Source organism: Nostoc sp. WHI (assembly GCF_015714725.1).
Taxonomy (GTDB): Bacteria; Cyanobacteriota; Cyanobacteriia; order Cyanobacteriales; family Nostocaceae; genus Nostoc.
On record NZ_WBKM01000259.1, the window covers coordinates 17,060 to 28,550 of the forward strand.

The 11,491-nt window shown below is 44.1% G+C and carries 10 protein-coding genes and 1 pseudogene; 5 read left to right on the plus strand and 6 right to left on the minus strand.

All coding sequences use genetic code 11. The features are described from left to right. Positions 1-78: 78 nt before the first annotated feature. On the minus strand, positions 79-774 hold the full coding sequence (locus tag F8S12_RS26565; protein WP_196519286.1) for a Uma2 family endonuclease: 696 nt from the start codon (positions 772-774) through the stop codon (positions 79-81). Between the two features lie 30 nt (positions 775-804). Here F8S12_RS26565 and F8S12_RS26570 point away from each other — a divergent pair, with 30 nt between their 5' ends. Both F8S12_RS26570 and F8S12_RS26575 read left to right on the plus strand, forming a co-directional pair. After that, positions 805-1,026 carry a hypothetical protein gene (locus F8S12_RS26570; protein ID WP_196519287.1) on the plus strand — a complete coding sequence of 74 codons (222 nt, stop codon included), beginning with the start codon at positions 805-807 and terminating at the stop codon, positions 1,024-1,026. Beyond that, a complete protein-coding gene (locus tag F8S12_RS26575; protein WP_196519288.1) occupies positions 1,023-3,128 on the plus strand; it encodes a M3 family metallopeptidase in 2,106 nt (701 codons plus the stop codon). The genes F8S12_RS26570 and F8S12_RS26575 overlap by 4 nt, the downstream gene beginning before the upstream one ends. 105 nt (positions 3,129-3,233) lie before the next feature. Here the strand turns inward: F8S12_RS26575 and F8S12_RS26580 are convergent, their stop codons facing one another. The 4 genes from F8S12_RS26580 to F8S12_RS26595 form a co-directional block, all read right to left on the minus strand. After that, positions 3,234-4,070: a DUF928 domain-containing protein gene (locus F8S12_RS26580; RefSeq protein ID WP_196519289.1), complete on the minus strand. Its 837-nt coding sequence runs from the start codon at positions 4,068-4,070 to the stop codon at positions 3,234-3,236. 88 nt (positions 4,071-4,158) lie between these two features. Beyond that, positions 4,159-6,492 (minus strand): CHASE2 domain-containing protein, encoded by a 2,334-nt coding sequence (locus tag F8S12_RS26585; protein ID WP_196519290.1) that lies wholly within the window; start codon positions 6,490-6,492, stop codon positions 4,159-4,161. A 181-nt stretch (positions 6,493-6,673) separates the two neighbouring features. After that, positions 6,674-7,642 (minus strand): DUF1822 family protein, encoded by a 969-nt coding sequence (locus F8S12_RS26590; RefSeq protein ID WP_196519291.1) that lies wholly within the window; start codon positions 7,640-7,642, stop codon positions 6,674-6,676. A gap of 253 nt (positions 7,643-7,895) precedes the next feature. Further along, positions 7,896-8,048 carry a hypothetical protein gene (locus F8S12_RS26595; RefSeq protein ID WP_196519292.1) on the minus strand — a complete coding sequence of 51 codons (153 nt, stop codon included), beginning with the start codon at positions 8,046-8,048 and terminating at the stop codon, positions 7,896-7,898. A gap of 128 nt (positions 8,049-8,176) precedes the next feature. Between F8S12_RS26595 and F8S12_RS26600 the strand changes: the two genes are divergently transcribed. From F8S12_RS26600 to F8S12_RS26610, 3 genes and pseudogenes are all read left to right on the plus strand, one after another. Further along, positions 8,177-9,448, plus strand: coding sequence for an AIPR family protein (locus tag F8S12_RS26600; RefSeq protein WP_196519293.1), 1,272 nt, complete (start codon positions 8,177-8,179; stop codon positions 9,446-9,448). Positions 9,449-9,469: 21 nt separating this feature from the next. Then, the gene (locus tag F8S12_RS26605) at positions 9,470-9,628 is read left to right on the plus strand and encodes a helix-turn-helix domain-containing protein (RefSeq protein WP_196519294.1); all 159 of its coding nucleotides are present in this window, start codon (positions 9,470-9,472) and stop codon (positions 9,626-9,628) included. Continuing rightward, positions 9,629-9,892, plus strand: a pseudogene (locus tag F8S12_RS26610) (zinc ribbon domain-containing protein); the annotation flags it as partial. A 34-nt stretch (positions 9,893-9,926) separates the two neighbouring features. On the opposite strand, the gene F8S12_RS26615 reads toward F8S12_RS26610, so the two are convergent. Next, positions 9,927-11,491 (minus strand): CHAT domain-containing protein (locus tag F8S12_RS26615; protein WP_196519295.1); only part of this gene is annotated, 1,565 nt, incomplete at its 5' end.

An 11,491-nucleotide genomic window follows, 5' to 3' on the forward strand; every position in this document is an offset into this window, starting at 1 on the left:
TATGTATTTTAGCGTAGGCGTAGCCCGCCATAGGCATCGCCTTTAGTTAAGTTGAGGTAGGCGATCGCAAATCTATGGCTAAATAGTATCAGGATCAACGCCAAGCGATCGTAAATGTTCTTTCAACCTTTCCACCTGCGACTCTGCTTGTTTTACTTGCTCTTGGGCTTGTTCCTTCGCCAATCTTTCCTGTTTCAGCGCCTCTGCCAACTCTTCTGGAATCAGCAACTTTTCCCCAGTGTCTTCTCGATAAAAACTAATCAGTTGCCCCTCTATTTGCAAGCGCAGCTGCAAAGGTTCACATCGACTATCTGTAATTGGCTCATAAACTTCACCTCGCAGCCGATACCCTTTCAATTGCTCCTTAATCCATTCTCCCTTGGGGTCAAATAACCAGTATTCCAGTACTCCTAACTGCTCATACAACGTCTTCTTAAAACCCGTGTCTTGGTTTCTAGTGCCCTCCGAGGTCATTTCAAAAATTACTACAGGCACTTGTCCCTCTTGCCATATCTTGTAATTATCCCGACCTCCAGGAGCAACATTAAAAATCACCATTACATCTGGAGCTACCCGTAACTTTGGAAAACCCTGAGCATAATAGAGAAACTGGTTACTCAAAACCGTTGCTTGCCGACCTAGTAAATATTGCCTTAATACTTCTAAAGTTGCCAGTAGAACATATAAATGAACATAACTTTCTGCCAATGGTTCACCATCCGAGCTTGGATAAAAAACTTCTGTTGATTGAGAACTCGGTAAGAGGCTAGTCATAAGTAGCCACCTGGTTGAGAGGATGGGTGCATGATTATATTATCTCAGAGACTTTTGCTGATATTTCTGGAACTGTTGCCTGTGAGGTATTGTTTACAAACGTATCAAGATAATTTTGTGAGTAATTCTCGCTTTTTTTACTATTTTGTCAGAATAGTAAAACTATTTAGCACAGCGATCGCTACATTAGAAGATATATACATAAAAATCATTGTTGGTTTTTATTCATCCGCAGTTCACACAAAACCATGAGTGCAAGTACCATTATTTCCGACAACCCCTTACTCCAAAGACCTGGTTTACCTCCCTTTGCAGAGATTAAACCAGAACGAGTAGTACCAGCCTTCAATCAATTGCTGGCAGAACTTGACCAGCAGCTTGCCACCTTGGAGGCTAGTATAGAGCCTACTTGGAGTGGTTTAGTGGAACCTTTAGAAAAGCTGACAGAACAGCTTACCTGGAGTTGGGGGGTGGTGAATCATTTAATGGGTGTTAAAAATAGCCCGGAACTGCGCGAAGCTCATGAAACCGTACAACCACAAGTCGTACAATTTATTAACAAGCTCAGTCAAAGCCAACCTATTTACAATGCTTTTAAGGCACTCCGCGCTAGTGATAGTTGGGCAACTTTAGAATTAGCCCAACAGCGTATTGTCGAAGCCGCTATTCGAGATGCACAACTTTCCGGTGTTGGCTTAGAAGGAGAAGCAAGAGAGCGTTTCAACACCATTCAGATGGAGTTAGCAGAACTTTCTACCAAATTCTCTAACCATGTACTTGATGCCACTAAAGCCTTTAGCCTAACCCTGACAACAAAAGCCCAAATCGACGGTTTACCCCCAAGCTTAGTAAGTTTAACCGCCCAAGCTGCTCGTGAGGCTGGTGAAAGCAATGCCACGCCAGAAAATGGCCCTTGGCGGATTACTTTGGACTTCCCCAGCTACGGGCCTTTTATGCAGCACAGCACCCGTCGAGAGTTACGTGAAAAGCTTTACAAAGCTCATATCACCCGCGCTTCTGTTGGCGATTTAAATAACAACCCTTTAATTGAGCGCATTTTGGAGTTACGGCAAGAACTCGCAGATTTACTTGGCTTTAAGAGTTTTGCCCAGTTGAGCCTTGCGAGTAAAATGGCTCCCAACGTTGAGGCAGTCAACGCCCTGTTAGAAGAACTACGTGGCGCTAGTTATGATGCTGCTGTCAAAGACTTAGAAGAACTCAAAGCCTTTGCAGCAACTCAGAAAGCCGCAGAAGCTACGGATTTAAAACATTGGGATATCAGCTTTTGGGCAGAACGCCAACGAGAAGCAAAATTTGCCTTTACCTCTGAAGAATTGCGTCCTTACTTTCCGCTTCCCCAAGTGTTAGACGGCTTATTTGGACTAGTCAAGCGGCTGTTTGGCGTCACTGTCACCTCTGCCGATGGTCAAGCCCCAGTATGGCATGAGGATGTCCGCTATTTCCAAATTACTGATGAAACTGGTTCTTCCATTGCCTACTTCTACTTAGACCCTTATAGCCGTCCAGCAGAAAAACGCGGTGGTGCTTGGATGGATGTGTGCATCAATCGAGCCAAAATCACCGAAAATGATGTTACTGCTATCCGCTTACCAATAGCTTATTTGGTGTGTAATCAAAGTCCTCCCGTAGATGGTAAACCTAGTTTAATGACCTTCTATGAAGTAGAAACTTTGTTCCACGAGTTTGGTCATGGATTGCACCATATGCTCACCAAGGTTGACTATGCCGGAGCCGCAGGCATCAATAACGTGGAGTGGGATGCAGTGGAACTACCCAGTCAGTTTATGGAAAACTGGTGCTATGAGCGACCCACTTTGTTTGGAATGGCTAAACATTACGAAACTGGTGAAGCCCTACCGGAGCATTATTATCAAAAGCTACTAGCAGCGCGTAATTATATGAGTGGTACTGCCATGTTGCGGCAGATTCACTTTAGCAGCGTTGATTTGGAATTACACCACCATTATCGCCCTGGTAGCGATGAAACTCCGGCGGATGTGCGTTATCGCATCGCTAAGACTACTACCGTTTTACCACCACTTCCAGAAGATTCTATTTTATGTGCTTTTGCACATATTTTTGAGGGTGGTTATGCAGCCGGCTACTATAGTTACAAATGGGCCGAGGTACTGAGCGCTGATGCTTTTGGCGCTTTTGAAGAAGCTGGGCTAGAAAATGAAGAAGCGATAAAAGCTACAGGTCGGCGTTATCGGGATACGGTGCTGGCACTTGGTGGTAGCAAGCATCCAATGGAGGTGTTTAAAACTTTCCGGGGTCGTGAACCGAGTACGATCGCTTTGCTCAGGCACAATGGTTTAGTTAGTGCTGAGTAAAGAGTGCTGAGTAAAGAGTGCTGCTGTCAACTTAACAACACCTCTATAGAGAGGTTGCATTGCAACCTCTCTACATCCATCAAATCTTGGCTTGTGTTTCCTAATCTAAGGTTTGTCCGAGAGAATCGGTTTTGCTGCAATATCATCTAAGCTGATACTCTTTAACAAATCCTGCCATTCTGCTTTCAGTGTTGCATCTTTAGGATTTTTTTGACGCAGTTCAGCCAGTATCGTCAGTGCCTCGTACCATATTCCGTTTTGGGCATAGATAGCATAGCGCTTTAGAGGTTCTGTCGTTTCTAGCTTTTTGACTGTGGCTGGATTCAGCTCGACTCGTTGGATTACCCCTTCAACAAAAGTCGGGGGCGAATTCTTTTTCTTGTCACAGTTAATGGTGAAAAACCAGCGATATTGTTTGTTTAGCGCCAAGGCGGGAGCAGCGCTAGGTAGAGAAACGCGGATGACTCCTGGTTTATCCGGTAGAGCGATCGCTTTTTTATATACCTCGTTAGAGTCCTGATCTTGCAGTACAAATTCAACTGCATAGTCCGAATTTTTGGTATATGGCACATAGAAAAACCAATTTGGGTGTTCTACAGTGGTGTTTCCCCAGACATTAATCACTGAGTTCTCCTCAGTAAAAGGCGTTAAAGCAGTTAGATCAGGTTCAGCAGGTGGACACGCAGCCGACTCCCCGCGTTTAGCTCCACCACGAGAGCGACCTCCCGGAGGAGGGCCAGGTGGAAGTGGTGGTTTATTAAAGGTTGTGGCTTGAGCAAGAATCGTTTTAGCATCAGAGCGTAGGCGTAGCCCGCCGTAGGCATCGCTAAGTGAAGAACCAGGGGTCGGTTTCCCCACTACTGAGGTCTGGCTAACTAGCAAACTGGTGCAGCTAAAAGCTAGCATTAAAAACAATTTTATCGGTTGTAAATTTGACTTCATAAAAACCCTACATCATACGATTTTAGATTTTATATTTTAGATTTTGGATTGTGAAAGAGTTATTGGAATCCGATTCGGTTAAGTATATTTATTCTCTATTCTCCACCTGCACTTCTGTGTTTGAATTATAAATTGACATCAAGACAACCGTGGCTACCAACAACAAAGCTGACGGTACAAACGGTACCCAAGCACCCCAAATTAACAGACCATAGCAAACTACATACAGAACACTAAAGGTAACACCGACTGCCAATGCTAACCAAAGTAACGAAAGCCTGCGCCAAACCAGGACTCCCCCCACCACAGACCAGCCCCACATCCAGAACACCTCAAGCCACAGTGACCAAACCCGCAGCAACGGCCGCCCATCCTGGACAGCACTAAGGATTTGGCTGACCATGTGGGCTTGTACTAACACTCCTGGCATTTGCTCATCTAAAGTAGCACCATAGGGTGTAGACCAAGTGTCTGGAGAATCTCCCTTTGCCACCACACCAATCAGAACAATCCGGCCTTTGATAGCGCTGGCGTTAACTGGACTAAATAAAAATTGCGTTAGCTTTACCTGTTCGGCTACTTGTTTTGAGGAACGGTAGTTGAGTAAGATTTGACCACCATTAGCATCAATATTTTGATAGCTGCCAGTGCGAGATTTCAAATTTGGAAAAACAGTCTTACCCAGCCGCAAATTCCCTTGAGGGGTGAACTTTGGTTGAATTCCTAAAGGTTGTAGATAAAGGGAGGCTAGTTGTAAACTGAATGCATAAGGAGCAGAACACAACGATGTAGTCTCCTGGTTCATGAACAAAAGATGCCGACGGATCACTCCATCGCGATCGTGAATAAAGTCACTGAATCCCAGATTTTCTGTAGGGATTTCTGGCGGCGGCTTAATCCCTCCGATGTTTATTGTGAAATCACTCCCCTTGCAAACTCCAATCAAGTTCTGAGTCTGTTGAAGACGAGTAATTAAATTTTTGTCTGTAGCCGGAAAATCACGGTAGATATCCAAGCCGATGGCGCGAGGTTGGTATTGATTCAGTTTTGCCAGGAGTTTGTTGAGAGATTTTTCGGAAAGGGAAGCTCCAATCAAGGATTCGTCATTTTGTCTTTGAATTGCCAGATCATTATCGTCAATTGTAATTACTAACAGGCGCGGATCAATTCCCTCGCTAGAACGCGATCGCATCATCTGGTCAAAAGCTTGAATTTCTTGATTTTCTAGCAATCCCAGCAATCTCACCCCACAAACCAAAGCTGTAATCGCCAAGCTGGAAAACAAAGTTGTCTGAAATCTGCGTCTGATAGGCAAAGCTAAATTCGGTATATCTTTACTTTTGGGACATCTTAATTCATCCCAAGTAGGTGGTATCTGTGCTGGATTTTGGCAAATCACTGGTAGCCAAGTCGCACAGGGAAATTGATCCTCAAGCCCTTGCAAGCGTTCCCGCGCTTGGCGTACCGCTTGATATAAAGACTCTCCACCTGCAAAACCTTCGAGAAAATACTTTAAGAACTCCTTAGCAACTTGGTCTGGGACAGGTTCGCGCATGACGATTATCTGAGGGATTTGCAAATCAGCCAGTTCTCGCGCCAATCCCAATCCATCACAGGAGTTGAATATAGCCAGTTGTAAGCCATTTTCAATGGCTTTTTTGAGAGCGTACTTTAACTCGCCAATGGTGAGGCTATCAGTTTGATTCAGGTAAATTCGTCCGCATTTTCCATTTCCGTTAGTGGAACTGTGCCCAGCAAAGAAGAGAATATCCCAGTTTTTCCCCCAGAGATGGTCGGTCAATTCCTTACGTTGTGGTTCTACAAGAAAGCTGACCTCTGCGTTACTGCACTGTTGTAGTAACACTTGATCAGCCTGAGTGTCAATCCCCTGACTATTACCCACGATCGCTAAAATGTTAACTAATTTATTTGGAGTGTGTGGCTTGTGAATGCGATCGTAAGTCGGTGAAGAGAGGGCGATTTCAGCCTTGGGGTAGCGTTCTAATAAATCCCACAGATGCCAGGGTAATAGCTGCAATTGGCTATTTTCTGTTTGCAAAATCACCCGCACTTCTTCCGTGGACGACAATCTTTCTAACCATTTTTCCCTTAAAGGGCGAAACTCCTCTGCTCGCAGCCAGGTGTTAAAGCGTGCTTGCAAAATATAGGAAGTGTTTTCGCAGTCTTGGATCATTGATACATTCGTCACCTGCATTTGGTCAGCATGGAGACGATAACGATTGCCTATCTGCCGATAACTAGACTGCCAATGACTATAGTACAATGGCATTTCGGGGAATGCAGGTAGCTTACCCGTGATTTCTGTTGCAGCCCGCTCATGTTCTTCACCAATTTGGAGGGTGACAGCAAACCCCTGCTCAAAACTACCCTCTCCGAATTTCAGAACCACTAACTTACCCATGACCGTCGCTATCTCCCTGTGCAAAATCATGCCCTGTTCTAATGTCTGATAACAAGCTCCACAAGCATGTACAGACTTTTTTCAAAATCCCCAAAAGCCTGTTTTAATTTTTAATTTTTAATTAACTAACCAATTACCACTTAAATAAATTACCGACTAAGAGGGAAGATAGCTACATGTTTCAAATCCTGAAATGTTCTGCAATGCTGGTATCATTCAATGCTACCATAACGCTAAATTGCTCTGTGTGTTCACCACGAAACTGTAATTGAATGTAATTGTCTGATTTTCTAGATTGAGCATCTAGAAATACTGCTCCCGAACTATCTAGAACGGTGAGATGAAGTCCTGGTGGTAAGTAGATTTGATTGCCAGTGGCGTGCAATTGAAGATGAATACTGGTTTGTTGATCTTTTTCGGGGCTGATTTCCATAATCAACATGACGGGTTGGTTGAGAATTTGGATTCCCAAATCAATCACTTTTGCGCGTTTAGTGACTGATTTTGGTTGATTGAGGCTATTTAGTTCTAAAGTTTCAGTACTGCGAAAGGCATAAGCTGGTCTAAGTTCCGGCACGTCCCACAAGGATTCAATAGTCTGCCAACCTGTCTCAAATATACCAGTAAACCACTTACTTAAGTTCACCAGTGAACTAACTGGCGATTGGCGCAGTTGCCCCAAGTGGTCAATAAACGCTTCTAATGGTTGGAGTTGCTCTAAAGGCAGTGTTTCAGTTGCGACACTAGGGATAAAACCAAGCAGCCTCGCTTCTTGAAGCGATTCATCAAATTGAACTGCTAAATAACCCACTCGTTCTTCCCAGGTTTCTGGAGGAATGGAACATATCTGCTGGTGTTCCCGGACAGGGCGACACTCCAGACGACCAATTGAGGGCACCTCTAAGTCAGCTACATTCTCACAAAGGCGCATTACGGGGTTCCAGCTGTCGCTACCTTGGAGGTTAGTAGGAATATCCATCATTTCTAAGTAGTCATTCACTACCCATACAGCCAGCGTATTCAGCCGGACTTGCTCTGCTTTTTCAGGATTTGGCTGCTGGTTAGCAAAATGCTGGGCAGTTATGCGAGCTGTTTGGGAAATCGGTAATCTTAAAGCGAAATTGTCTAGTTGATAGGTGGAGTTATTCATGAGTAATTTTAATGATCAATGCTGTTATTGCTATGTACATATCGTCCGCATTCATTAAATTTATGCCACAAAATTGAATGCTGGAAAAATAAAATGGGGCATTGGGGACTAACACTCCCAGTACTTCCAATTCTCACCATGCATCTAAATCTTCATCAGCCAGTGTCACTTGGTAGTACTGCCGAAGTGCGGGCTATGCCTACGCAGTTCACCGGATACCCCGCTTGATGGCATTTGGACAGCAGATCAACAATCATGGGCGGATAAGAAGATGTAATACTCTTGCCCTTAAAGGGTTATAGTCACGTCCGAAGCCTGACAAACAACTATCGACATCAAGAGAAGTGATCGCTGGATTATCTGACCAAACTGTCTCTACTATCTCACCAAACTTGACATTTGACATTTTCTGTAAAAACTGCTATTCAGTATTACTGGTTGCACTGGTTAACTTACAAGTCTCTATGAGCTTGTAAGTCAGCGCACGTAAAAGCAGCGATTGTTTATCACTGCTAAAAGTAAGGAAACAAAATAATGCCTAAACAAGACTTTCTGTTACAAGCAGATGAATTTCGTTCGCTTCCTGTTCCATTTTCTGGGCGAAGTATTAAGCTATCGACCTGCTTTGTTAAAATAAGTGAGGTTCCAGAAGAATGGTGTGACTGGCTTGAAGTTAATCCGCGAACACCGCAGCGGAAAAAGTCAGGAGAACTTAAAGGGACTGTTGTAAACGGAATGTTTGACACCTTGAGTGACGAACCTGAGATGTTTGCCCTAAAGAATCAGGGGATTTTTGTTACTGCCGAAAAAGTTGAGTTTGACAAAGGAACTGGTGGGCAAGGCATTGTCAAAATCCAGTTGACAGATCCTAAAAAACATGGTGTTGTCAATGGAGGTCACACCACTCAAGTAATTATGCAAGCTCGGAACAATTCAGAATCTTTTCCGAAGCTTGAAGAGGCTTTTGTAAGACTTCACATTTACGTATCTGGAGATGTCGATTCTGGGTTTATTGCCAGCATTGCTGAGGGTCTTAATACATCTTTGCAGGTGAATAATCCTAGCTTGGAGAACCTAAAAGGTACATTCAATAAAATTAAAGATTCTCTCCAAGGCAAAAACGGAGAGAAGCAGATTGCATACTTTCAAGGGGATAGCGGAGAAATTGAGATTACTCAGGTTTTAGCATATCTTGCAATGTTTAACCTGAACGTATTTCCAGACCGCAGCACTCATCCCAACAAACTTTTTGGTCAAGCAAAGGAAGTTTTAAGAATTTTTACGAAGGACATGGAAGACTCTGGAAAAACGGAAGACTCTGGAAAAACGGAAGACTCTGAAAAACATATCTTTGAACGTATAATTCCATACACATATGATATTCTCATCTTGTCTGAACTTATTATGCAGAGGGGAATCATCAACCTTGGTAAGTTGAAAGTCAGCAATGCAAAGAAGGGTAACAGAGCTAGGTCGCCAAGAAATCTAAATCGACTAGCACACTTTGCTGGAGGAACTATTGACGGTCGCTTTCATCAAGGGTGGCTTTATCCTCCATTGGCAGCATTCCGAGCTAATATTTCCAGAGACGCTTGGGATAAGGGTGAATTTCGCTGGCTTTACGATCCGCTTCAGCTTCTCGACAACACTATCGACGAAATGATAGAAATCGTGAAGCAGGAACACACTGATAACAATAGAAAACCGGCAGAAGTTGGACGCAAAGAAGCAGCTTACCGAGGCTGCTACAGTGTAACAATGATGGAGTTGGCTAAACTTGGAAAACTAGAGATAGGCAAAATTTAGTCACTAGAATTAGGCAAGCAGATGAGAACATACTACCAGTACAAATTAGCACCAACAAAACAGCAGGTGATTGAGTTAGAACGATGGTTATCTATGCTCAGATCACAATATAATTATTTGTTGGCTGACCGATTTAATTGGTACGAAGAAAATCGCTGTTCTATAAATGCTTGCCATTGATCCGTATTGACAACCAAAGCCGAAAATGCTGGGTTGTTGGTAATTGTTGTGAATCCATCAGACACAAGTCAGGATTGCTCAAGTTGTGGAGTCAAAGTTCCGAAAAAGCTGCATATACGCCAACATGATTGTCCAAATTGTGGGTATATCTTGGATTGCGATCAGAATGCGGCGATAAATATTTTGAATAAGGCGGCAGGTCATTTCGTCTTTAAAGCCAAGAGCCTTCTAAGCAGTAGCCGGATTGTCTTGGAAGCCACCACTATAATCGGAGTACCGATTATAGTGGTGGGAGATGTCACAACCAATTGCCAATCAATACATAGGCAGACCAAAAGCTTGGCGCTCTGTAGTTGGGATGTTTCAGCAGTTTTAGCTGGGCACGGTGGACAGCTTCAGCTTTGGTAATTTTGCCACTTTTTAGTTCTTGATAGAAGGCACTAACAAACATCGCTGTCGATTCATCGTCAATTTGCCACAGGGAGGCGATGGTACTGCGTGCCCCAGCTCGTACAGATGCTCCTGCTAAACCGAGTGCTGCATGGCTGTCTCCTGTTGCTGTTTGGCAAGCACTCAAAACTAATAGTTCCACTACGGTTTTACCTTGGCTGCGGAAGAGAGTATCGAAATCCTTGACATTGATTTGACCATCGAAATCCAAAATAAACGTGTCTTCAAGGCGGGAACTAAACTGACCGTGGGTTGCCAAATGCACTATGTTGAATGAAGCAGCACCAATTTCACTCTCTAAATTCTTTTTCTTAAAATCCCCATCTAATAAGCTAGTTGTCGAGACTCCTGCTTTATTGATGCCGTCGAATTCAGATTTGATGGCAAGCAACGGTGCAAACTTGGAAAACCCTGGTGGCGGTTGAGTCAGTCCTGCGGTTAACGCTTTTAGCTGCTGTTGTACTAGCGGTTTAGGGTCGAGGAGTTGTAAACCCACGCTCAGGGCGATCGCATATTTCTCTACCAAATATTGCTTACCATCGTAAAGAGCTGCCATTGGTAAATTGCGTAATGGGCCATCCAGGACGAACACTAGGGTATGGACGCCACTTTTTTGTAATTGTGACTCAATGGGTTTGAGCAGCCAGTTGTAAACTTGGTGCGCCTGGGTTTGGATGGCTTTGGTAGCGGTGGGATTGACAAGATTTTTTCGCAGTTCTATTAAGAGTTCCTCTACTTCTGTATGGGAAATCTCAGTAGTGTAGTTTTGCAGGGGTTGTTTGGGAATTTTGACAATTACCTGGAGTTCTTTTTCAAGAATAATCGGGTAGATGATGGCAGCCGTGGGATTATCTTTGTCTACCACTTGATCGAGGGCTACTCTTTGACCTTGTAGGCAAGCTTCCCGGAAAAAGTCGTCCAATTCTGCTAGTTGAAGTGCTTCAATCCGTTCTCGTGCTTTCTCCAATATTTTTTCATCTGATTTTCCTTGTTGGGATTGCAGCAATAACTCTACTGACTGGCGGTAGACGGGTTCTACGCTGTCCCGGAAGTTGAATTGCACATCTTGGTTAAGTACGTCCTTATTGACTACTAAATCTCTGCGGAGAGACTGGAGAGTTTCCACAGCAGCATCATACGCCGCGATCGCACCATTAATATCTTTTGTTGCCCAAAGCAATCTACCTAGCTGCCACTCTAAGGTATAGGTAATTTCTGGTGCATTGCTGCTCTGTGCTAAAGCTAATCCTTGCCGGGTTAGGTCTTGCGCCTCTGACCACTGTCCGGTTTCTTCATACAAGCCGCCTAAACTCTTCAAAGCATAGGCCTCTGTCCGCTTGTCGCCTAAACTGCGGGATTGCTGGATGGCGCTGGCGAGTAAGAGTGCTGAGTGGGGAGTGGGGAGTGGGGAGT

What these genes read in the sequence shown, in the direction of transcription:
- F8S12_RS26575 (WP_196519288.1), top strand. Translation starts at nt 1,023, where the DNA reads ATGAGTGCAAGTACCATTATTTCCGACAACCCCTTACTCCAAAGACCT.
- F8S12_RS26565 (WP_196519286.1), bottom strand. Translation starts at nt 774, where the DNA reads ATGACTAGCCTCTTACCGAGTTCTCAATCAACAGAAGTTTTTTATCCA.
- F8S12_RS26570 (WP_196519287.1), top strand. Translation starts at nt 805, where the DNA reads ATGATTATATTATCTCAGAGACTTTTGCTGATATTTCTGGAACTGTTG.
- F8S12_RS26600 (WP_196519293.1), top strand. Translation starts at nt 8,177, where the DNA reads ATGCCTAAACAAGACTTTCTGTTACAAGCAGATGAATTTCGTTCGCTT.
- F8S12_RS26605 (WP_196519294.1), top strand. Translation starts at nt 9,470, where the DNA reads ATGAGAACATACTACCAGTACAAATTAGCACCAACAAAACAGCAGGTG.
- F8S12_RS26590 (WP_196519291.1), bottom strand. Translation starts at nt 7,642, where the DNA reads ATGAATAACTCCACCTATCAACTAGACAATTTCGCTTTAAGATTACCG.
- F8S12_RS26585 (WP_196519290.1), bottom strand. Translation starts at nt 6,492, where the DNA reads ATGGGTAAGTTAGTGGTTCTGAAATTCGGAGAGGGTAGTTTTGAGCAG.
- F8S12_RS26595 (WP_196519292.1), bottom strand. Translation starts at nt 8,048, where the DNA reads ATGTCAAATGTCAAGTTTGGTGAGATAGTAGAGACAGTTTGGTCAGAT.
- F8S12_RS26580 (WP_196519289.1), bottom strand. Translation starts at nt 4,070, where the DNA reads ATGAAGTCAAATTTACAACCGATAAAATTGTTTTTAATGCTAGCTTTT.